Below are 21,304 nucleotides of genomic sequence, written 5' to 3' on the forward strand. Positions count from 1 at the left end.
CAGATGAGGCTGCCGCGCTCCGGCGCCGGCTGGACGATGGCCGTCTTCGGCGTCCTCGCGTTGCTGCTGGGTGCGGTCGGGCTGATCTGGCCGGAGGCGCAGCTGCGGCTGCTCGGCTTCGAGGTGCCCGACACCCGCGCGCCCGGCGACTACACCGGGACGTTCCTCACCGCGTCCTCGATGGCCTCGTTCAACATGGGCGTCTACTACCTGCTCGCCACGGCGACCGAGTGGCGGCCCTTCTACCGCTTCACGGTGGTCTTCCGGCTGGTCACGTTCACCGTCTTCAGCATCGCGGTGCTCTCCGACGTCGCCCCGGGCCGGTTCTTCGGGGTGGCCGCCTGGGAGGGGCTGGGCGCGGTCGCAACCGCGGTGGGCCTGTGGTGGGACGCCCGCCGCGCCGCGCCGACGGTGGGCGGCATCGATCCGGTTGAGCCGGCCGGCGCGGCCGACGGCGACGCCCCGGCCGGGTCCGCGCCGGCGGACGACGCCGCAGGTAGCGCGCCGGCGGCTGGTCCGGTCCACTGAGCCGACGGTGGAGACAGGTATTTTCGAGCCGTGACCGACACCCCGCCCGGCGCCCGCCGGCTGCCCATCGTGCCCGGTCTGACCGATCTTGAGGTCTTCGCCCGGGGCGGCTACGCCACCGTCTACCGGGCCACCCAGATCTCGGTGGGGCGCGAGGTCGCGGTCAAGGTGGAGAACCGCACCCTGGACAGCGAGCGGGACCAGGCGCGCTTCCTGCGCGAGGCGCGGGCCGCGGGGAAGATGTCGTCGCACCCGCACGTGGTGGACCTCTTCGACGTCGGGGTCACCGTCGACCAGCACCCGTACCTGATCATGGAGCTCTGCGACGGGTCGTACGCGGAGCGGATGCGGAACTCGCCGCTGGGACCGGTGGAGGCCCGGGACCTCGGCGTCAAGATCGCCGACGCGCTCGCCCACTCGCACGCGGCCGGGGTGCTGCACCGGGACGTCAAGCCCGCCAACATCCTCTATTCGCACTTCAACCCGGCGGTGCTGGCCGACTTCGGGCTGGCGGTGCTGGCCGAGGTGCGGGACGCCTCGGTCACCCTGGAGGTGCTCACCCCGGCGTACGCGCCGCCGGAGATGTTCAGCCACAGCCCACCCTCGCCGGCGGTCGACGTGTACGCGCTCTGCGCGACCCTGTACGCGGTGATGCACGGCCGGCCGCCGCGCTGGCAGTCCGAGCGCAATCCAAGCCTGGTGACCGTGCTGGAGATGTTCCACCAGCCGATCCCCGGGCTGCCCGGCGTGCCCGAGGAACTGCTCGACGTACTGCGGGCCGGGATGGACAACGACCCGGGCTCGCGCCCGTCCGCCGTCGAGCTGCGCGGGCTGCTGGCCGCGCTTCCGCTCGATCCGGGCGCCGCGCCGGTCTCCGGTGCCCCGGTCTCCGGCATCCCGGTCAGCGGCGGCGACGGCGGTCCGTACACCGTCGGCCGGACGGGGCAGCCCGCCCAGCGCCCGCCGACGGAGGACGCGCACCCGACGGTGCCGACGCCGGGGCGACGGTGGCGCCGGCGGTGGTTCCTCGGCGGCGCCGGCGTCCTCGCGCTGGGCGCCTCCGCGAGCGCCGGCGCGTGGCTCGCCGGGGGCGCGCCGGCCGCGTTGTCGCCGATGCCCGTCGCCACCGGGGTGAGCGTGTCGGGCGGCGGAGCGGACGTGCTGCCGGGCTGCCGGGTCGGCTCGTCCGGCGTGAACCTGCCGGCGGGTGCCCGCTGCCCGTCCGAGTTGGAGTGTTTCGGGCCGGTCCGGCTGCGCGCCGCCCGGGCGGAGGCGGCCCGGGTCCCCTGCGACGGCCGGCACACCTGGGAGACCTACGCCGAAGGGGAACTGCCGGACGCGCTGGTCGGGGCCGGGCACGCGGCGATCAGCGCCGACCCCCTCATCCGCGGCGTCTGCAACGCCCGCACGTTCCGGCTCACCAGCGGGATCCGGTACCAGGCCGGCTGGAACCTGGAGGTGCTGCCACCGGCCGGGTCCGACGGCGACCGCACCTACCGCTGCCTGGCCGGACGCGGCGTGGACGCGTTGGCCGCGCCCACGCTCACCGGTCGCTGACCCCGTTCACCGACCGGCTGTCCCGCACGGCGCGCGGGTCCAGCGCCTCCAGTGTGTCCGCGTCCAGTCCCCGGAGGTCGCGCACCGCGCGCGGGTCCAGCGCCTCCAGTGTGTCGGCATCAACCCCGTAACCGGCGGGGAGCGGCTGGCCGGGCGGCTGGTGGGAGGCCGCCGGCCTGGCGTCGCGGCTCTCCCGCGCCGCGGTCACGGCCACGCCCGCCGTCATCGCGAGCAGCACGAGAAGCAGCGACAGCACCACGGCCGGGATGCCCTCCGGGCGCCAGATCAGCATCGTCACCAGCAGGGCGACCGCGGCCAGCGTCGCGGCGGCAGCCCGGAAGCGCGCCTCGGGCTTGGGGAACAACCTCACCCGACAAGCATGGCGCAGGTCACTCGGCTGTCAACCGCGGGGCCGGGCCGCGCGGTCGGCGGTGGACCGTCCGGCGTTACACGGGAGCAATAATAGCGCCGATCATGAAAATTCCGTTACATCAATCGGCAATTTGTCGGTTCCATGGGCGTTTGAGGGGCGACATTCGTTGCCGCTGATCCCTAGAGTGACGAAGGTCGAGTTCTGCTCGACTGACCCCGTTCCCCACCGGAAGGCAGCCACATGCCACGTGCAATCCGGTCCCTTGCCGCAACAGGGATCGCCGGTATCGTGCTCGCCGGATCGGCGGTCGCACCCGCCATCGCGGCGCCGGCTCCGAGGCTCACACCCCAGCCGTCCACATCGGACCGGACCAGCCCCGTCGAGGCCCGCCGGGTCGACAGCGTGCCGACCCCCAAGCTCGACTGGTACGCCTGCTACGGGTACGCGGAGTGCGCCACGGTCCGGCTACCGCTGGACTACGACCAGCCGAAGGGCGCCACCACCGAGGTGGCGGTGCTCCGGGTGAAGGCCCGCGACCAGCAGCACAGGATCGGCAGCCTCTTCCTCAACCCGGGCGGCCCGGGTGGCTCCGGCACCGACATCGCGCTCGCCGCGCCGTACTTCCTCGCCGACGACCTGCTCGACCGGTTCGACGTCGTCGGCGTCGACCCGCGCGGCGTCGCCGCCAGCGAGAACGTCAAATGCTTCCGGTCGGTCAAGGACCAGACCAGGGCGTACGCCGGGCTGAACGTCGCCTTCCCGTGGACGAAGGCCGAGGAGAAGGCGTACGTCGCGTCGTCGAAGGCGGTCGGGAAGGCCTGCTCGACCAGCGGCCGGCCACTGAGCGGGGCGGCCTCCACCGCCGAGGTCGCCCGGGACATGGACGTGCTGCGCCGGGCGGTCGGCGACAAGAAGCTCACCTACCTGGGCTTCAGCTACGGCACCGCGCTCGGCCAGTACTACGCCAACATGTTCCCGGACCGGGTCCGCGCCCTGGTGGTCGATGGCGTGCTCAACCCGAACGCCTGGATCGGCCAGGGCAAGGCCCGCAACCTGCTCCAGGAGACCCGGCTGCGCAGCGCCGACGGCGCCTACCACGCGCTGCACGAGATCCTGGTGCGCTGCGCGAAGGCCGGCGAGGACAGGTGCTCGTTGGCGTCCGGTGACCCGGTCGCCTCGTACCAGCTGGTGGCGCAGCGGCTGCGCAAGAAGACCCTGGTGGTCGACGACCCGGACCTGGGCCGGTTCACCGTCAGCTACGCCGACTTCGTCGGCGCCACCCTCGGCGCGCTCTACTCGCCGTACGGCTGGCAGGACGTCGTCAGCCTCACCGAGCAGCTGCTGGTGCTGACCGACCCGGCCGCCGCCACGGCCACCCGGGCGCAGGCCCGCACCGCCGTCGCACAGCGCGCCGTGACGGCCCGCCAGCAGCGCGGCTACGACTTTCCGTACGACAACGGCCTGGAGACCTTCCTGACCGTCGACTGCACCGACGCGTACCACCCGAAGGACGCGGCGGCCTGGTCGGCGCTGTCCGCCAAGGAGGACAAGCGGGCGCCGTACTTCGGTCGGGCCTGGGCCTGGGGCACCGCGCCCTGCGCCCGCAACACCTGGACGGTGCGGGACGAGGACGCCTACACCGGGCCGTTCAACAAGCGGACCAGCGCCCCGGTGCTGGTGGTCGGCAACTACTGGGACCCGGCGACCAACTACCAGGGGGCGGTCGGCTCGGCCGCGCTGCTGCCGAACAGCCGGCTGCTCACCAGCGACAGCTGGGGGCACACCGCGTACGGCACGTCGGCCTGCGTGACCGGGGCGGTCGACGCGTACCTGCTGACGGTGGCGCTGCCGGCCAAGGGCACGCTCTGCACCGGTGACGCCCAGCCGTTCGTGGAGGCGCCGGAGGCGGCCCGGGCGGAGGCGTCGAAGAGCAGCCTCGCCCGCCAGGGCGAGCCGGGCCGGGGCGAGCCCAAGCGGCTCCCGCCGGTGGTGGCGCCGCTGCCGGTGGTCGGCGCGCTGACCGTCCGCTGACGGGACCCCGGGGTACGGCGGGCGATCGGGCGCCCGCCGTACCCCGGGCTGTCGGCACGGGCTGGACACGCTGCGCGCCCAGCGACGAGTTCCCCTCGACTCGCGTCCGGTGGGCCGGACACCTCCACATCGGACTGAACCGAGCGGTGGGAGACGGGTGCTGGATCGGTCAGTACGACTTGTCCTGGCCGAGCACGTGCTGGGCGACGAAGTTGAGGATCATCTCCCGGCTGACCGGGGCGATCCGGCCGGCGCGGACCGCGCCGAGCAGGGTGGCGACCCCGTACTCGGTGGTCATCCCGGCCCCGCCGAGGGCCTGCACGGCGGTGTCCACGGCGAGCGCGGCGGCCTCCCCGGCCGCGTACTTGGCCATGTTGCCGGAGATGCCGGCCTCCAGGTCCCGGCCGGCGTCGTAGAGCGTGGCCGCCTTGTGGATCATGAGGCGGGCCAGCTCCACCTGCACCGCCGCGTGCGCCAGCGGGTGCGCGACGGCCTGGTGGGAGCCGATGCTGCGGCCGCCCCAGACCTTCCGGGTGGCGGTGTACTCCGATGCGCGCTCGATGGCGTACCTTCCGGTGCCGGCGCCCATCGCGGCGACCGTGATCCGCTCCGGGTTGAGGCCGGCGAAGAGCGCCGGCAGACCGGCGTCGAGCGACTCGCCGACCAGCGCGTCGGCGGGCACCCGCACGTCGTCCAGGTAGAGCAGGAACTGGTTCTCCGGCGACAGGATCTCCATGTCCAGCTTGGACCGGGTGAGGCCCGGGGCGTCGGTCGGCACGATGAACAGCGCCGGCTTCAGCTTGCCGGTGGCCGCGTCTTCGGTGCGGGCGACAACCAGGACGTGGCCCGCCTCGTCCACCCCGGAGATGTAGCACTTGCGGCCGGAGAGCAGCCAGTCGTCGCCGTCGCGGCGGGCCACCGTGCCGAGCCGGTGGAAGTTCGACCCCGCCTCGGGTTCGGTGATCGCGAAGACGATCTTCTGTGAGCCGTCTGCCAGCCCGGGCAGGTGGCGCTTGCGCTGCTCGTCGGTGCCATGCTTGTTGATCACGGTGGCGGCGATCGCGGGGGAGACCACGAGCAGCAACAGCGGGCAGCCGGCCGCCGCCAGCTCCTCGCAGACGACGGCCAGCTCGGTGATGCCGCCGCCCCCACCGCCGTACTCGGTGGGGATGTTCACGCCGAGGTAGCCGAGCCGGCCGGCCTCGTGCCACAGCTCGGTGGTGTGCTCGCCGGCTTTGGCCTTCTCGACGAAGTAGCCGTGGCCGTACCTGCGGCCCAGCGCCCGGACCGCGTCGCGGAGCTGGTCCTGCTCGGGGGTGAGGTCGAAGTTCATCGCGGATCCTCCTCGGGGTTGACCACGGCCAGCACGGCGCCGGTGTCGACCTGGCCGCCCGCCGGGACCGGCAGCTCGGCGACCACGCCGTCGGTCGGGGCGAGCACGGGGTGTTCCAGCTTCATCGCTTCCAAGGTCAGCAGCAGCTCGCCGGCGGCGACCCGCTGCCCGACCTCGACGTGCACCCGGGTCACCGCGCCGGGCAGCGGCGCGAGCAGGGACCCGGCGGCCAGCTCCGCGGTGGGCAGGGGGAAGCGCGGCCGCTCGGTGAGGCTCGCCGCCCCCGCCGGGCCGTCCACGAAGACCTCCGACCCCACCCGGTGTACGCGGAACGCCCGCCGCGTCCCGTCGACGTCGAGCACGACGCGGTCGGGAGCGGCCTCGACCACGGTCACGGCCGGCGCCGCGTCGGAAGTGGTGCCTCCACCGGCCAGGGACACGGACCACTCGGCGAGTGCCCCGCTGCGGTCCAGCTGGTACCGGACCTCGATCTCGCCGCCGTCCACTCCGCTGAATCGGGTGACCTGCGGAAACGCCGGCACGTTGCGCCAGCCCGACGGCAGCCCGCCCAACACGGGCGCGGACGCCCGACGCCCGGCGGCGCCCGCCAGCGCGGCGGCGAGGGTGACCAGGGGGAGCTGGTCGGCGGGGAGCAGCGGGGCGAAGACCTCGGGATGCCGGTCCAGGAAGCCGGTGTCGACGTCCGCGGCGCCGAACTCGGGGCTGCGCAGGACCCGGACCAGCAGGTCCCGGTTGGTGGCGACGCCGTGCAGCTCGGCCCGGGCCAGCGCGCCGGCGAGGGCGCGGACCGCCTCGGCCCGGGTGGGCGCCCAGGCGATCAGCTTGGCGAGCATCGAGTCGTAGTGAACGGTGACCGTCGAGCCGTCGACCACGCCGGAGTCGAGTCGCAGGCCCGCCCGCTGGAGGTTGCCGAACTCGCGGTCCACGCCAGGGACGGCGAACCGCCGCAGGGTGCCGGTGGCCGGGCGGAAGCCCTGGGCCGGGTCCTCGGCGCAGAGCCGCACCTCTAAGGCGTAGCCGCGCATCCAGTGCGCGTCACGGGCCCGCTCCGGCAGCGGCTCGCCCTCGGCGACGAGCAGTTGCAGCCGGACGAGATCCAGTCCGGTGGTCAGCTCGGTGACCGGGTGCTCCACCTGGAGGCGGGTGTTCATCTCCAGGAAGTGGACCTCCCCGTCGGGCGCGAGCAGGAACTCGACGGTCCCCGCGCCGACGTAGTCGACCGCCCGGCCGGCGGCCACCGCCGCCTCGTGCAGCCGCTCGCGCACCTGCGGGGACAGGACCCCCGGCGCCTCCTCGACGATCTTCTGGTGGCGGCGCTGAATCGAGCAGTCGCGCACCCCGAGGGCCACCACGGTGCCGTGCGTGTCGCCGAAGATCTGCACCTCGACGTGCCGGCCGCGCTCGACGTACCGCTCGATGAAGACCGTGCCGTCGCCGAACGCCGCGGCCGCCTCGCGGCGCGCGCCCGCGACGGCCTCGGCGAGCCCGGCGGCGTCGCGGACCACCCGCATGCCCCGGCCGCCACCGCCCGCGGCGGCCTTGACCAGCACCGGGAAGTCGGTCACCTGGTCGGCGTCGGTCCAGGTCGGCAGCATCGGCACGCCCGCATCGGCGAGCAGCGCCTTGGCCGCCATCTTGTCGCCCATCGCGGCGATCGCCTTGGCCGGCGGGCCGACCCAGGTCAGCCCCGCGTCGGTGACGGCCGCGGCGAAGTCGGCGTTCTCGGCCAGGAAGCCGTAGCCCGGGTGGACCGCGTCCGCGCCGGCCCGCCGGGCCGCGTCCAGGATGAGGTCGATCCGCAAGTACGTCTCGGCCGGCGTGTTCCCGGGCAGCCGGACGGCCAGGTCGGCCTCGGCCACGAAGGGCGCGTCGGCGTCCGCGTCGGAGTGCACGGCGACCGTGTCCACGCCGAGTGCCCGGCAGGTGGCGAAGACTCGGCGGGCGATTTCCCCGCGATTGGCCACCAGCAGTCGGTTGATCATGAGTCGCCCCCTCACATCCGGAAGACGCCGAAGCCGTCGGCGCCCTTCACCGGTCCGTTGTGGATCGCCGACAGGCAGAGCCCGAGGACGGTACGGGTGTCCCGGGGGTCGATCACCCCGTCGTCGTAGAGCCGGCCGGAGAGGAAGAGCGCCCCGGACTGGGACTCGATCTGCTGCTCGACCATCATCCGCATGGCGGCGTCGGAGTCCTCGTCGTAGTCGCGCCCCCGAGCGGCGGCGGCCTGCCGGGCGACGATCGACAGCACCCCGGCGAGCTGAGCCGGGCCCATCACCGCCGACCTGGCGTTCGGCCAGGTGAACAGGAACCTCGGCTCGTACGCCCGGCCGCACATGCCGTAGTTGCCGGCGCCGTACGAGGCGCCCAGGTTGACCGTCAGGTGCGGCACGGCCGAGTTCGACACCGCGTTGATCATCAGGGCGCCGTGCTTGATGATGCCGCGCTGCTCGTACTCGGTGCCGACCATGTAGCCGGTGGTGTTCTGCAGGAAGACCAGCGGGGTGTCGGCGGCGTTGGCGAGCTGGATGAACTGGGTGGCCTTCTGCGCCTCCTCGCTGAACAGCACACCCCGGGCGTTCGCCAGCACGCCGACCGGCCAGCCGTGCAGCTCGCCCCAGCCGGTGACCAGCGCGGTGCCGTAGCCGGGCTTGAACTCGTCGAACTCGCTGCCGTCCAGCACCCGGGCGAGGACCTCGCGCGGGTCGAACGGCACCTTCAGGTCGGCGCTGGCGATGCCGAGCAGCTCCTCCGGGTCGTACTTGGGCGGCTGGGGGAACGGGTTGCGCGGCGGCGGGCCCTGCTTGCGCCAGTTGAGCCGGCGTACGCACTGCCGGGCCAGCCGGATGCCGTCCCGCTCGTCGGAGGCGAGGAAGTCGGCCAGGCCGGACTTCGTGGCGTGCATGGCCGCCCCGCCCAGCGACTCGTCGTCGGTGACCTCGCCGGTGGCCATCTTCACCAGCGGCGGCCCGGCCAGGTAGACCTGCGAGCGGTCCCGGATCATGATGGTGAAGTCGGACATCCCCGGCACGTACGCGCCGCCGGCGGTGGCGTTGCCGAAGACCACGCTGACCGTGGGGATCTTCGCCGCGGAGAGCCGGGTCAGGTCGCGGAACACCCGGCCGCCGGGGATGAAGATCTCCGCCTGGGTGGGCAGGTCCGCCCCGGCGGACTCGACCAGGTTGACCATCGGCAGCCGGTTGGCCAGGGCGATCTCGCCGGCCCGCCGGGTCTTCGCGAGCGACCACGGGTTGACCGCGCCGCCGCGTACCGTCGGGTCGTTGGCGACGATCAGGCACTCCACGCCCTCGATCACGCCGATGCCGGTGACCACGCTGGCCCCGACCGGGAAATCGGTGCCGTACGCGGCCACCGGGGACAGCTCCAGGAACGGGCCGTCCGGGTCGAGGAGCAACTCGATCCGTTCCCGGGGGAGCAGCTTGCCCCGCTTGTGGTGCCGGGTCACGTACTTCTCGCCGCCACCCGCGCGGGCCTGGTCGAGCGCGGCGTCCAGCTCGGCGAGGCGCTCCAGCAGGGCCTCGCGGTTGGCCGCGAAGGCCGGCGAGGACGGGTCCAGTGCGCTGTCCAGTGTGGTCACAGGCCCATGCCCTTCGCGATGATCTCGTTCATGATCTCGGTGGTGCCGCCGCCGATGCCGAGGATGCGGGCGTCCCGGTAGTGCCGTTCCACCTCGGCGTCGCGCAGGTAGCCGAAGCCGCCGTGCAGTTGCAGCGCCGCGTCGACCACGTGGTCGCAGGCGGCCACCGCGACGTTCTTCGCCATCGCCACCTCGGTCACCACCGGCTCGCCGGCCGCGACCCGGGCGGCCACCTCGTGCACGTACGCCCGGGCCGCCTCGGCGCGGGTGTGCATCTCGGCCAACCGGTGCCGGATCAGCTGCCGGCTGGCCAGCGGCCGGCCGAACGTGGACCGGTCCCGGCACCACCGGGCCGCGAGCTCCACGCAGCGCTGCGCGGTCGCGTACGCCTGCGTGGCGAGGGAGAGCCGCTCGCTGGCGAAGTGCTGCATGATCGCGAGGAAGCCGGTGTTCTCCGCGCCGATCCGGTTCGCCGCCGGCACCCGTACGTCGACGAAGGAGAGCTCGGCAGTGTCCGAACAGTGCCAGCCCAGCTTCTCCAGCCGGCGTCCCACGGTGAAGCCGGGCAGGCCCTTGTCGATCACCAGCAGGCTGAGCTCGCCGCTGCCCGGGAAGTCGGTGCAGACCGCCGTGGTCACGAAGTCGGCCCGGACCCCGCTGGTGATGTAGGTCTTCGACCCGTTCACCACGTAGTGGTCGCCGTCCCGGCGGGCGGTGGTGCGGATCGCGGCGACGTCCGAGCCGCCGTCCGGCTCGGTGATCGCCAGCGCGCCGATCATCGTCCCGGCCAGGGTGGGGCGGACGTACCGGTCGATCAGGTCGTCGTTCGTCGTCCGCGCCCCGCCGAGCGAGGCGCCGAGCGAGGGGCCGAGGCGGGCGCCGGCCGCGGCCACCATGTGCGGCAGCGCGATGCCGTGGGTGAAGAGCGCCGCCACCAGACCGGACGAGCCGCCAGAGCGGATGATCTCCTCCGTGACGATGATCGAGTCGAGCAGGTCGCCGCCGCTGCCACCAACCGATTCCGGGAAGCCGACGCCGAGCAGTCCGATCTTCGCCGCCGTCTCGTGCAGCGACCGGGGCACCTCGCCGGCCCGCTCCCAGTCGGCCAGGTGCGGCAGCACCTCCCGGGTCACGAAGGCCCGGGTCAGTTCGCGGAGCTGCCGCCGCTCGGGGGTGTCCACGATGGTCACGGCTGTGCCCTCCTGGTGATGATGGCGGGCAGTTCCGTGGGCAGATCGACCACGCGGGAGCGGAGCAGTTCGCCGAGCGCCTTGGCCTGCGGGTCGAACCGGGTGGAGGCGGCCACCCCCTGCCCGAGCAGCCCTCGGACCACGAAGTTGACCGCGCGCAGGTTCGGCAGCTCGTACCGCTCGACGGTCAGCGCGGCGGTCTCCGGCAGCAGCTCCGCCAGCCGCTCGACGGTGAGCCAGCCGCGCAGCCAGGCCCAGGTCTCGTCGGTGCGCGCCCAGACCCCCAGGTTCGCGTCGCCGCCCTTGTCCCCGGACCGCGCCCCGACCAGCTCGCCGAGCGGCCCGCGCCGGGTCGCGTGTCCGGCGGCCGCCTCGGGCGCGGCCGCGTCGGCGGACCCGGTGTCCGCCGGCGTCGCGGCCGTCCGGATCGGCGGGGCGATCGGCACGCGTTCGCCGCCGGGCAGCACGGCGACGTGGGCGACCGCGTCCTGCGGCACGAGGTCCGCGGTGAAGACGCCGTAGGGGGTGGCGTCGCCCGGCAGGGTGGTCAGCGTGCAGCCCGGGTAGGAGGCCAGCGCCAGTTCCACCGCGGCCGCCGAAAAGGTCCGCCCGGCCCGTGCCTGGTCGCCGTCGCGCAGGTGTACGTGCAGCAGCGCGCTCGCCGCCTCGGTGTCGGTGGCGTCCGGGTGGTCGGTGCGGGCCAGCGTGAACTCCAGCCCTTCCTTGCCGACCGCCTCCTCGAGCTGCCCCCGGACCAGGGCCGCCTTGGCCGGGATGTCCAGCCCACAGAGCACGAAGGTCATCGAGTTGCGGAAGCCGCCCAGGTTGTTGACGCCCACCTTGAGGGTGTCCGGCGGCGGGGTGCCCCGGACGCCGGAGACGCGTACCCGGTCGGGCTCGTCGGCGGTCAGGGTGACCGTGTCCAGCCGGGTCACCACGTCCGGCCCCAGGTACGCCGGGCCGCCCACCTCGTACAGCAGTTGGGCGGTGACGGTCTCCACGGTGACCGCGCCGCCGGTGCCGGGATGCTTGGTGAGCACGGACGAGCCGTCCGGGTGCAGCTCGGCGATCGGGAAGCCGGGCCGGTGGCCGCCGTCGGGCAGTTCGGTGAAGAAGCTGAAGTTGCCGCCGGTGACCTGGGCCCCGCACTCGATCAGGTGCCCGGCCACGGTCGCCCCGGCCAGCGCGTCGAGGTCGTCGCGGCCCCAGCCGAAGCGGGCGATCGCCGGCCCGACGACGAGGGAGGCGTCGGTGACCCGGCCGGTGACCACCACGTCCGCCCCGGCGTCCAGGCAGGCGGCGATGCCGAACGCGCCGAGGTAGGCGTTGGCGGTGAGCGCGTCCGGGCGTCGCAGGGCGTCGCCCTCGACGTACCCGATCCGCGCGGTGAGGCCGAGCCGGTCGGCGAGCGAGCCGATCGCGGTGGCCAGGCCGGCCGGGTTCAGCCCGCCGGCGTTGGTCACGATCCGCACGCCCCGGTCGAGCGCGGTGCCGAGGCAGTCTTCGAGCTGGCGGAGGAAGGTCTTCGCGTACCCGAGGTCGGGGTCGCGCAGCCGGTCCCGGCCGAGGATGAGCATGGTCAGCTCGGCCAGGTAGTCCCCGGTCAGCACGTCCAGCTCGCCCCCGTCGAGCATCTCCCGCCAGGCGGTGAACCGGTCGCCGTAGAAGCCGGAGGCGTTGCCGATCCGTAGCACGCCGCTCACGGCGTCGCCCCGGCGCGCTCGTCCCGGTCCGGTACGGCCGCCGCCCGGCCACCGTCGGGCGGTGCGGTCGTCGGCTCGCGGCCGGCTCCGGGTGGCCCGGCGAAGGCCTGGGCCACGTCCAGCCACTCGTCGGCGGTCGGGCCGGTGGCGACCAGGGACAGGTCGGCGCGGTGTCGGCGCTGGGTGACCAGCAGGCAGAAGTCCAGCGCGGGCCCGGTGACCCGGTCGGCGGCGTCGGCCGGCCCGAAGGTCCAGGTGTCGCCGTGGGGTGCGGTCAGCTCGACCCGCACCGGCGCGGTCGGCGCCGGCCGGCCGTGGGCGGCGAAGCCGTGTCCGAGGGTACGGAAGCCGAGGTGGGCGATGTGGCGCAGGCGGGCGGTGGCCGGGCGGGTGACGCCGAGCGTGTCGGCGACGTCCTCGGCGTGCGCCCAGGTCTCCATGATCCGGGCGGTGACCATCGAGGCGGGCGACATCCGGGTGCCGTACCAGGGCATTTTCTCCCCGGGCGGCACGGCGGCGAGGGCCGACGCGAGCGCCGCCCGGCCGTCCCGCCAGCGGGCCAGCAGCTCGGCGGGCGGGGCGAGGAACGACTCGGCCCCGTCGTCGACCAGCCGGGCCGGGTCGGGCGCCGAGAGGACCGAGGCGTAGAAGGCCTCGGCGTCGGTGGCGGCGAGCCGGGCCACGTGGTCGGTCCAGGCCAAGTGGGCGATCTGGTGGGCGACCGTCCACCCGGGGGCGGGTGTCGGCCGGGCCCAGCCCTCCGGTGGCAGCCCGGCGACGAGGGCGTCGAGCTGGTCGGATTCGGCGGCGAGATCCGCGAGCAGTGCGGGCAGGTCGACCATGGTGCCTCCGGGCGGGGGTGTGCCGGTCAGGGCGTTCGGGTCAGGGCCCCTCGCGTCCCGGGCCTGCGGTCGCCGGTGGCATCGCGTCCGGCGATCCGGGGTTCGGGGCGAGCAGGGTGGCGAGCTGACGTTTCCAGGTGTGCAGCAGGGCGGTGCGGCGGGGCGAGTCGTCGCTGAGCAGGTTGGCCACGCCCAGCCCGCGGAGCAGGTCGAGGGTGGCCTGCACGGCCTCCCGGACGCCGGGGCGGCGCTCGTCCACCCCGAGCAGCTCGACGGTCAACCGGTGCATCTCGCGGCCCACCCGGGCCTCCAGCGGCACCAGGGCGGCGCGCAGCTCGGCGTCGGTGCGGGCGGCCACCCAGAGTTCGAGGGCGGCGACGAAGAGCGGCCCGGTGAAGGCCGCGCCGAGCAGGTCGATCACCCGGTCCAGCCGCTGCGGGCCCGCGGGCAGGGCGTCCGCCTCGGTGCGCAGCTCCGCCGCCCGGCGTTCGGTGAGGTGGGCGACGGCGGCGGTGACCAGGGCGGCCTTGGTGGGGTAGTGGTGCAGCTGGGCGCCGCGGGAGACGCCGGCTCGGGCGGCCACCACGGTGGTCGTGGTGCCGGACCAGCCGTGCTCGACCAGGCACTCGACCGTCGCCTCCAGCAGCCGGGCCTGGGTGGCGCGGCTGCGCTCCTGTTGCGGGACGCGGGTCGATGCGGCGGGCACGGGGACAGCGTGCCGCCCACGAAACAAACAGTCAAGACTGACCTTTTCAGGATCGACCACCGGCATCGTCGTCGCGGCCGCTCCTTCCGCGAGTGGCGACCACCGGGTGGGGTAGAGGTGACTACGAAGCTGATGACGTCGATGAATCGCGCTCGATCCACCTACGTCATCAGCTTCGTAGCGTCCAGAAGCCATGACCGGCGTCGGCGCGGACCGGTCCGCGCACGGCGGTGCCGGCGCGGAGCCGGCTGGCAGGCCCGGCGGGTGGCAGGCGTGACGGCCCAGGGTTCAGCGGCCGTCGCCGGGGCCGAAGACGGCGAGTGCGTCGGCGTCGCTGTGCCGGGAGCGGAGGTACTCGTCGGCCCACTCGGCGGCGTCCGGGTAGGTCGATTCGGCCGCCACCCGGGCGCAGGCCGCGGCCACGTCGTACCCGGTCCGGCGGAGCTGCACCCCGGGGCCGAGCAGCGCCCACCAGGCGCCCGCCCCGCCGTACGGCATGCCGACGCTGCCCGGGTTGACCACCAGGCGCCGGTCGACGAGTCGGGTGAACGGCATGTGGGTGTGTCCGCAGACCACCGTGCCGACCTCGGCGGGCAGCCCGGCGAAGACCTCCGCCCAGCGTTCCAGCCGGGAGTCGACCAGCACCATCTCCTCGTCGTCCCGCGGCGTCGCGTGGCAGAAGAGCACCTCGCCCAGGCCGGCGACCGACCGGGTGACGGTCAGCGGCAGCGCGGCCAGCCGGGCGACCTGGTCGTCGCGGAGCTGCGCCGCCGCCCAGTTCGAGACGTCGTGCGGGGACGACCGCCCGGACCGCGCCTCGACCAGCTCCCGGTCGGCGTTGCCACCGACCCAGCAGGCGCGCTCCCCGAGCGCGGCGAGCAGGTCCAGCACCTCGACCGGCTGCGGGCCGGCGGCGATGTCGCCGGTGAGCACGATCAGGTCGGCGGCGGCGACGTCCGGCTCGGCCAGTACGGCCTCGAGCGCCGGCAGCGCGCCGTGGATGTCGGAGAGGACGGCGACACGTTCGAGCATCAGCCCACCGTGCCCGTCCGGCCGCCGGACGTCGAGGGGGTTCTGCGCCGGGCAGAACGACGACAGGGACCGCCCCGGAGGGCGGTCCCTGTCGATGCTGTCCCGACTCGGTCAGACCCGCGCGCGGCGGGCCAGGCGCTCCGGGTCGAGGATGATGATGCTCTTGCCGTCCAGCCGCAGCCAGCCGCGCGAGGCGAAGTCGGCGAGCGCCTTGTTGACGGTCTCCCGGGAGGCGCCGACGAGCTGGGCGATCTCCTCCTGGGTCAGGTCGTGGGTCACCCGCAGCACGCCGCCGTCCCGGGTGCCGAACCGGCCGGCCATCTGGAGCAGGTTCTTGGCGACCCGCCCCGGCACGTCCGTGAAGATCAGGTCGGCCAGCGAGTCGTTCGTCCGGCGCAGCCTGCGGGCCAGCACCCGCAGCAGCTGCTCGGCGATCTCCGGCCGGTTGTTCAGCCACGGCCGCAGCGCCTGCTTGCGCAGCCGCACCAGCCGGGTGTCGGTCACCGCGGTGGCCGTCGCCGTACGCGGGCCCGGGTCGAAGAGCGACAACTCGCCGACCATGTCCGACGGGCCCATCACCGCGATCAGGTTCTGCCGGCCGTCCGCCGCGCGGCGGCCGACCTTGATCTTGCCGGACAGCAGGATGTAGAGACTGTCGCCGGGCTCGCCCTCGTTGAAGACGATCTCGCCCTTGCGGACCTCGATCGTCTCCATCTCCTTGGCGAGCGCCTCGGCAGCCTCCGGGTCGACACCCTGGAAGATGCCGCTGCGGGCCAGTACCTCGTCCATCGGTCACCTCCGCCAGCGCGTGCCGTCCGTCGGCCGGGTCCGCCGTCCGCTGATCCCCTCGCGCGCCGCCAGTCTAGGCGCACGTGAGCGCGAATCAGAGGTGCACCCCTGGAATCTTGATCGTTGGACGTAACCTGCCCGACCTGATCAAGGACTAGGATCCCGCGTCCGGTGCGGGTGGTCGCCGCCCGTCCTGACCTCGATCGTAGGGTCGTTCCCGTGCTGAGCGAGCCCTTCCTGACCACCCGTCCAGAAGACGGGTGGGATATCCCGCTGCTGGTGTGGCGGGCCGCCGAGCCGGTGCTCGCGGTCGGCACGACCCCGCTGGGCGGCGGGATCGGGGTACGCCGGTGGGTGGTCAACGCGACCGTGCCGATGTCGTACCACCGGGACGACCCGGCCGCCCACCTGGCCGAGCTGGCCGACGGGCTCGGCCTCCCCGGGCCCGGTGTCGGGCTGCTGACCGGAGTCGACGTGGCCGAGGTGGTGGCCCGGACCGACAGCGGCGTGCGGGTGTGGGCGACCGTCGGGCTCGGCACCCCGGTCTGGGCCGCCGCGCCGGCCCCGGCCGCACCCGGGCAGCGGGTCGGCACGGTCAACATCATCGTGTCCGTCCCCGCCCGGCTGGGCGAGGCGGCGCTGGTCAACGCCGTGGCCACCGCCACCGAGGCGAAGGCGCAGGCGATCTGGGAGCTGGGGCTGCCGGCCACCGGCACGCCCACCGACGCGGTCACCGTGCTCTGCCCCGCCGACGGCGAGCCGGCCCCGTACGGCGGCCCCCGGTCCGCCTGGGGAGCCCCGCTGGCCCGGGCGGTGCACGCGGCCGTGCTCGCCGGGGGCGCCGGCGCCGTCGTGCCCTGGTCCGACCGGCGGACCGGGTGACCCGGCCGGCGGGCGGCGCTCCGGGGGGCCCGGGTTTCCGGCCGATCGGCCCTCGTCGGAGCGTTTGCCGCGCGGTAGCGTCGCAGGCGATGTATGCTGCCGCCCCCTCAGCGTTCCGCCGCCGTCGCCGCCGTCTGGCCGCCCTCGGCGCGCTGCTCGTCGTGCTCCTCGCCGCCGGCTGCGCCGACGACGCCGGCGACCCGCCGGTCTGGCAGCAGGGCGCGGGCGGCGGGTCGACCGGCTCGCCCGTCCCGCCCGACCCGGCCGGGTCGGCGGACCCCGGACCGGCGGAGGCCGCCGGCAGCGCCATCTCGCTCGCCGCGACCGGCGACGTCATCATGGGCAACGCCCCGTCCCGGCTGCCCGCCAACGGCGGCAAGGGCTTCTTCGACCAGGTCAAGGCCGCGCTCAAGGCCGACCTGGTGATGGGGAACCTGGAGGAGCCGCTCACCGAGGACACCGGCGCGGGCAAGTGCGGGCCGAACCCGCAGAACTGCTACCAGTTCCGGGCGCCCCCGGAGTACGCGGCGCACCTCCGCGACGCCGGCTTCGAGCTGCTCAACCAGGCCAACAACCACGGCTACGACTACGGCCCTAAGGGCTACCAGAACACCCAGCGGACGCTGGAGGAGCACGGCCTCGAGCACACCGGCGCGCCCGACCAGATCACCGTGGTCGAGGTCCAGGACGTCAAGGTCGCGGTCGCCGGCTTCTCGTCGTACGTCTGGTCCAACAGCCTGGTCGACATCGAGTCGGCGAAGCGGGTGGTGGCGAAGGCGGCCACCATGGCCGACCTGGTGGTGGTGCAGGTGCACATGGGTGCTGAGGGCGCCGACCGGAGCCACGTGAAGCCGGGCACGGAGATGTTCTTCGGCGAGAACCGGGGCGACCCGGTCCGCTTCTCGCACGCGGTCGTCGACGCCGGGGCGGACCTGGTCGTCGGGCACGGCCCGCACGTGCTGCGCGGGATGGAGTTCTACCGGGGCCGGCTGATCGCGTACAGCCTGGGCAACTTCGCGGGCGGCGGCAAGTCGCTGAACAGCTCCGGCCGGCTCGGCTGGGGCGGCGTGCTGAAGGTGTCGCTGAAGCCGGACGGCAGCTTCGCCGGCGGGACGTTCACCTCGACCGCGATGAACGGCGTGGGCCGGCCGGCGATCGACCCCGGCCACCAGGGTCTCGGGCTGGTCCGGGCGATGAGCCGGGCCGATTTCCCGAAGACCGGGGCGCGGCTCGACACGGCCGGCCGGATCACCGCGCCGTAGGCCGGGCCGGGCGGTCCGCGCCCGCGTCGGCCCGCCGGGACGTCACCCGCGCGACGTAGGCTGGCCGGCGTGACAACCAGTTCCCCCGAGACCGACCTCGGCCGTACGCGCCGCGCCCGGCGGATCGGCCGGGTGCTGACCGAGACGCACCCGGACGCGCACTGTGAACTCGACCACTCCAACGCGTTGGAGCTCGCGGTCGCCACGATCCTCTCCGCGCAGTGCACCGACAAGAAGGTCAACGAGGTCACCCCGAAGCTCTTCGCCCGCTACCGCAGCGCGGCCGATTACGCCGGGGCGGACCGGGCCGAGCTGGAGGAGCTGATCCGGCCGACCGGCTTCTACCGCAACAAGACCAGCTCCCTGATCAACCTCGGCCGGGCCCTCTGCGAGCGGTACGACGGGGAGGTCCCCGGCCGGCTGGCCGACCTGGTGACCCTCCCCGGGATCGGCCGCAAGACCGCCAACGTGATCCTCGGCAACGCCTTCGGCGTCCCCGGCATCACCGTCGACACCCACTTCCAGCGGCTGGTGCAGCGGTGGAAGCTCACCACCGAGACCGACCCGGTCAAGATCGAGCACGCGATCGGGGCGCTCTACCCGAAGCGCGACTGGACCATGCTGTCGCACCGGATCATCTTCCACGGCCGGCGGGTCTGCCACGCCCGCAAGCCGGCCTGCGGCGCCTGCACGCTGGCGAAGCTCTGCCCGTCGTACGGGACCGGGCCGACCGAGCCGGCGGCCGCGGCCAAGCTGCTCAAGGGCCCCCGGGCGCGGGACCTGGCGGCGGCCGTCGGGATCGACCCGGAGCTGGTGCCGCAGCAGGCCGTCGCGGCGGAGGTGCCGTGAACCGCCGACTCGCGGCCCTGCTCGTCCCGGTGCTGCTGGCGGTCGCCGGCTGCACCGCCACCGACCAGCGGGCGGCCCCGCCGGCCGCCCCCCGCGCCGAGCGCCCCTCGCCGTTCGCCGACTGCGCGGCGCTGACCGCCGCGCCGGCCTCGGCCGCCCCCGCCCCCACCGCCGGGACGGGTGACCCGCTGCCCGAGCTGACCCTCAACTGCTTCACCGGGGGTGCCCCGGTGAACCTGCGGGAGGTGAAGGGCCCGGCGGTGGTCAACGTCTGGGCGTCCTGGTGCCCGCCCTGCCGCAAGGAGCTGCCCGCCTTCCAGCGGCTCAGCGAACGCGCCGACGGCCGGTTCCAGGTGATCGGGGTGAACAGCCGGGACAGCCGCGGCGGCGCCCAGTCCATCGGCGAGGACTTCGGCGTCCGCTTCCCGATGCTGGTCGACCAGGGGGACGCGTTCCAGCGGGCGCTGCGCCGCAACTCCTTCCCGCTCACCCTCTTCGTCGGCGCGGACGGCCGGGTCCGGCACGCCGACGCCAGCGGCGCGCTCGACGACGCCCGGCTCACCGAGCTGGTGCGGACGCACCTCGGCGTGGCGGTGGGCGCGTGACGGCGAGGAGCGAACCGGGCCTGCGAGCCCCGCAGTCGCGAACAGAGGTCGACCTGTGAACCGGCAACCGCCGCCGTGGCTGGCGCCGCTGCTCGGCCGGCTCGGCTCCGCCCGCGCCGAGGACTTCACCCGGCTCGCCACCCCGGAGAGCGGTGGCCGGGAGAGCGCCGTGCTGGTGCTGCTCGGCGAGGAACCGGACGGCGGCCCGGACGTGCTGGTCCTCCAGCGCGCCGCCACCCTGCGCAACCATGCCGGGCAGCCGGCCTTCCCCGGGGGCGCGGCCGACCCGGAGGACGCCGACGCCAGCGCCACCGCGCTGCGCGAGGCGAACGAGGAGGTCGGGCTCGACCCGACCAGCGTCACCGTGCTGGCCGAGCTGCCGAAGCTCTGGATCCCGGTCAGCGACTTCGTGGTCACCCCGGTGCTCGCCTGGTGGCACGCCCCGCACCCGGTGCACCCGCGGGAACCGGCCGAGGTCGCGCACGTCGCCCGGCTGCCGATCGCCGAGCTGGTCGACCCGGAGAACCGGATGCGGGTACGCCACCCGAGCGGCTGGATCGGCCCGGCCTTCTCGGCGCGCGGGATGCTGGTCTGGGGGTTCACCGCCGGAGTGCTGGCCACGCTGCTGGAGATGGGCGGCTGGGCGCGCCCGTGGCCGCGCGGCCGGGTGGTGGAACTGCCGCCGACCGCCGCCGCCCCGGCGCCCTCGGCCGGCACCGACGAGGTGGACGAGAGCCCCGTCCGCTGACCTGACCGTCACGTTGCGCGAGCGGTGGACCGGTTCCGTGCCGGCTGCCCGTACGCTGGACGCGTGTCCGTCGTGGATCTCGTCCTGCTCCTGCTCATGCTCGTGTTCGCGGTCAGCGGATACCGCCAGGGCTTCGCCATCGGGGCGCTGTCGCTCTCCGGTTTCTTCCTGGGCGCGCTGATCGGCCTCCAGGTCGGCCCGCTGATCGCCCGGCAGTTCGTCGACAGCGGGATCCGCGTGCTGATCTCCCTGGTCGCGATCTTCGGGCTCGCCGTGCTCGGTCAGGCGCTCGCCGGGTGGCTCGGCTCGCACCTGCGCAAGACGATCACCAACGACGTGGCCAAGCGGCTCGACGACATCGGCGGCGCGCTCGTGTCGCTCGTCGCCGTCATGCTGGTGGCCTGGCTGGTCGCGGTGCCGCTGGGCTCCTCCGCGGTGCCCGCGGTGGCCTCCTCGATCCGGAACAGCGCGCTGCTCACCGTGATCGACCGGATCCTGCCCGACAAGGCCCAGGAGCTCTCCACCGCGCTGCGGGACACGGTCGACACCAACGGCTTCCCGGACGTCTTCGGCGACCTCGCGCCCACCCGGGCCCGGCAGGTCTCCCCGCCCGACCCGACGCTCGCCGGTTCCACCGTGGTGGCCAACAGCCAGCGGGCGGTGGTCAAGGTGCTGGGCTCCGCGCCGAGCTGCGCCCGCCGGATCGAGGGCTCCGGCTTCGTGTACGCGGACGACCGGGTGATGACCAACGCGCACGTGGTGGCCGGCACCCGCTCGGTGGCGGTGGAGCTGCGCGGCGAGCGGTACGACGGTGAGGTGGTCGTCTACGACCCGGAGCGCGACCTCGCCGTGCTGCACGTGCCCGGGTTGCCCGGTCCGTCGCTGCGCTTCGCCGCCGGGCAGGCCGGCAGCGGCGCGGACGCGATCGTGCTGGGCTTCCCCCTCGACGGCCCGTACGACGCCCGGCCGGCCCGGGTGCGGGACGTGGACCAGATCACCGGACCCGACATCTACTCCTCCGGGGACGTGACCCGGGAGATCTACACCATCCGGGCGCTGGTGCGCAGCGGCAACTCGGGTGGTCCGCTGGTCTCGGCGAACGGGCTGGTGCTCGGGGTGATCTTCGCGGCGGCGGCCGACGACCCGAACACCGGTTTCGCGGTGACCGCCGCCGAGGCTCGGCCGGTGGCGCTGGCCGGCGCGGAGCGTACCCGGGCGGTCGGCACCGGCGAGTGCACCTGAGCCGACCTGACGGCAC

The 21,304-nt window shown here is 74.3% G+C and carries 19 protein-coding genes; 9 read left to right on the plus strand and 10 right to left on the minus strand.

The genetic code is table 11. From position 1 onward, the window contains the following. Positions 1-3 precede the first annotated feature (3 nt). Positions 4-528: a hypothetical protein gene (locus ACFOYX_RS17530; RefSeq protein WP_322441380.1), complete on the plus strand. Its 525-nt coding sequence runs from the start codon at positions 4-6 to the stop codon at positions 526-528. 30 nt (positions 529-558) lie between these two features. Next, positions 559-2,085, plus strand: coding sequence for a serine/threonine-protein kinase (locus ACFOYX_RS17535; RefSeq protein ID WP_322441381.1), 1,527 nt, complete (start codon positions 559-561; stop codon positions 2,083-2,085). Here the strand turns inward: ACFOYX_RS17535 and ACFOYX_RS17540 are convergent. Next, complete coding sequence (locus ACFOYX_RS17540; protein WP_322441382.1) at positions 2,072-2,455, minus strand: hypothetical protein; 384 nt, start codon at positions 2,453-2,455, stop codon at positions 2,072-2,074. The genes ACFOYX_RS17535 and ACFOYX_RS17540 overlap by 14 nt on opposite strands. A 243-nt stretch (positions 2,456-2,698) precedes the next feature. Between ACFOYX_RS17540 and ACFOYX_RS17545 the strand changes: the two genes are divergently transcribed. Next, positions 2,699-4,489 (plus strand): alpha/beta hydrolase, encoded by a 1,791-nt coding sequence (locus ACFOYX_RS17545; protein ID WP_322441383.1) that lies wholly within the window; start codon positions 2,699-2,701, stop codon positions 4,487-4,489. A 169-nt stretch (positions 4,490-4,658) separates the two neighbouring features. Here the strand turns inward: ACFOYX_RS17545 and ACFOYX_RS17550 are convergent, their stop codons facing one another. The 9 genes from ACFOYX_RS17550 to ACFOYX_RS17590 all read right to left on the minus strand — a co-directional run bounded on the left by ACFOYX_RS17550 (position 4,659) and on the right by ACFOYX_RS17590 (position 15,700). Next, positions 4,659-5,822, minus strand: coding sequence for an acyl-CoA dehydrogenase (locus ACFOYX_RS17550; protein WP_322441384.1), 1,164 nt, complete (start codon positions 5,820-5,822; stop codon positions 4,659-4,661). Continuing rightward, positions 5,819-7,825 carry a biotin carboxylase N-terminal domain-containing protein gene (locus ACFOYX_RS17555; protein WP_322441385.1) on the minus strand — a complete coding sequence of 669 codons (2,007 nt, stop codon included), beginning with the start codon at positions 7,823-7,825 and terminating at the stop codon, positions 5,819-5,821. The genes ACFOYX_RS17550 and ACFOYX_RS17555 overlap by 4 nt, the downstream gene beginning before the upstream one ends. An 11-nt stretch (positions 7,826-7,836) precedes the next feature. Continuing rightward, a complete protein-coding gene (locus ACFOYX_RS17560) occupies positions 7,837-9,438 on the minus strand; it encodes a carboxyl transferase domain-containing protein (RefSeq protein ID WP_322441386.1) in 1,602 nt (533 codons plus the stop codon). Further along, the gene (locus ACFOYX_RS17565) at positions 9,435-10,628 is read right to left on the minus strand and encodes an acyl-CoA dehydrogenase family protein (RefSeq protein ID WP_322441387.1); all 1,194 of its coding nucleotides are present in this window, start codon (positions 10,626-10,628) and stop codon (positions 9,435-9,437) included. The genes ACFOYX_RS17560 and ACFOYX_RS17565 overlap by 4 nt, the downstream gene beginning before the upstream one ends. After that, positions 10,625-12,331: an acyclic terpene utilization AtuA family protein gene (locus tag ACFOYX_RS17570; protein WP_322441388.1), complete on the minus strand. Its 1,707-nt coding sequence runs from the start codon at positions 12,329-12,331 to the stop codon at positions 10,625-10,627. Before ACFOYX_RS17570 ends, ACFOYX_RS17565 begins: the two co-directional genes overlap by 4 nt. Continuing rightward, positions 12,328-13,173 carry a TIGR03084 family metal-binding protein gene (locus tag ACFOYX_RS17575; protein ID WP_322441389.1) on the minus strand — a complete coding sequence of 282 codons (846 nt, stop codon included), beginning with the start codon at positions 13,171-13,173 and terminating at the stop codon, positions 12,328-12,330. Before ACFOYX_RS17575 ends, ACFOYX_RS17570 begins: the two co-directional genes overlap by 4 nt. Positions 13,174-13,213: 40 nt before the next feature. Then, positions 13,214-13,879: a TetR/AcrR family transcriptional regulator gene (locus ACFOYX_RS17580; RefSeq protein ID WP_236647983.1), complete on the minus strand. Its 666-nt coding sequence runs from the start codon at positions 13,877-13,879 to the stop codon at positions 13,214-13,216. Positions 13,880-14,167: 288 nt separating this feature from the next. Then, on the minus strand, positions 14,168-14,911 hold the full coding sequence (locus ACFOYX_RS17585; RefSeq protein WP_322441390.1) for a metallophosphoesterase family protein: 744 nt from the start codon (positions 14,909-14,911) through the stop codon (positions 14,168-14,170). 111 nt (positions 14,912-15,022) lie between these two features. Beyond that, complete coding sequence (locus tag ACFOYX_RS17590) at positions 15,023-15,700, minus strand: Crp/Fnr family transcriptional regulator (protein WP_007466162.1); 678 nt, start codon at positions 15,698-15,700, stop codon at positions 15,023-15,025. 219 nt (positions 15,701-15,919) lie between these two features. Here ACFOYX_RS17590 and ACFOYX_RS17595 point away from each other — a divergent pair, with 219 nt between their 5' ends. From ACFOYX_RS17595 to ACFOYX_RS17620, 6 genes are all read left to right on the plus strand, one after another. Then, the gene (locus tag ACFOYX_RS17595) at positions 15,920-16,582 is read left to right on the plus strand and encodes an adenosylcobinamide amidohydrolase (protein WP_322441391.1); all 663 of its coding nucleotides are present in this window, start codon (positions 15,920-15,922) and stop codon (positions 16,580-16,582) included. Positions 16,583-16,671: 89 nt separating this feature from the next. Then, complete coding sequence (locus ACFOYX_RS17600; protein WP_322441392.1) at positions 16,672-17,844, plus strand: CapA family protein; 1,173 nt, start codon at positions 16,672-16,674, stop codon at positions 17,842-17,844. 69 nt (positions 17,845-17,913) lie between these two features. Beyond that, entirely contained in the window at positions 17,914-18,693 is a 780-nt protein-coding gene (gene nth / locus ACFOYX_RS17605; protein WP_322441393.1) for an endonuclease III, read from the plus strand. Next, positions 18,690-19,298 carry a TlpA disulfide reductase family protein gene (locus ACFOYX_RS17610; protein ID WP_109802624.1) on the plus strand — a complete coding sequence of 203 codons (609 nt, stop codon included), beginning with the start codon at positions 18,690-18,692 and terminating at the stop codon, positions 19,296-19,298. Before nth ends, ACFOYX_RS17610 begins: the two co-directional genes overlap by 4 nt. A 55-nt stretch (positions 19,299-19,353) precedes the next feature. Next, a complete protein-coding gene (locus tag ACFOYX_RS17615) occupies positions 19,354-20,046 on the plus strand; it encodes a CoA pyrophosphatase (RefSeq protein WP_109802625.1) in 693 nt (230 codons plus the stop codon). Positions 20,047-20,109: 63 nt separating this feature from the next. Continuing rightward, positions 20,110-21,288: a MarP family serine protease gene (locus ACFOYX_RS17620; RefSeq protein WP_109802626.1), complete on the plus strand. Its 1,179-nt coding sequence runs from the start codon at positions 20,110-20,112 to the stop codon at positions 21,286-21,288. Positions 21,289-21,304 lie beyond the last annotated feature (16 nt).

Origin of the sequence: Micromonospora sp. GCM10011541 (assembly GCF_042650725.1) — a bacterium.
GTDB classification, from domain to species: Bacteria; Actinomycetota; Actinomycetes; order Mycobacteriales; family Micromonosporaceae; genus Micromonospora; species Micromonospora sicca.

Bases quoted from the DNA above. Each gene is read 5' to 3' on its own strand.
- ACFOYX_RS17530 (WP_322441380.1), top strand. From the start codon at position 4: ATGAGGCTGCCGCGCTCCGGCGCCGGCTGGACGATGGCCGTCTTCGGC.
- ACFOYX_RS17545 (WP_322441383.1), top strand. From the start codon at position 2,699: ATGCCACGTGCAATCCGGTCCCTTGCCGCAACAGGGATCGCCGGTATC.
- ACFOYX_RS17550 (WP_322441384.1), bottom strand. From the start codon at position 5,822: ATGAACTTCGACCTCACCCCCGAGCAGGACCAGCTCCGCGACGCGGTC.
- ACFOYX_RS17555 (WP_322441385.1), bottom strand. From the start codon at position 7,825: ATGATCAACCGACTGCTGGTGGCCAATCGCGGGGAAATCGCCCGCCGA.
- ACFOYX_RS17575 (WP_322441389.1), bottom strand. From the start codon at position 13,173: ATGGTCGACCTGCCCGCACTGCTCGCGGATCTCGCCGCCGAATCCGAC.
- ACFOYX_RS17585 (WP_322441390.1), bottom strand. From the start codon at position 14,911: ATGCTCGAACGTGTCGCCGTCCTCTCCGACATCCACGGCGCGCTGCCG.
- ACFOYX_RS17590 (WP_007466162.1), bottom strand. From the start codon at position 15,700: ATGGACGAGGTACTGGCCCGCAGCGGCATCTTCCAGGGTGTCGACCCG.
- ACFOYX_RS17600 (WP_322441392.1), top strand. From the start codon at position 16,672: ATGTATGCTGCCGCCCCCTCAGCGTTCCGCCGCCGTCGCCGCCGTCTG.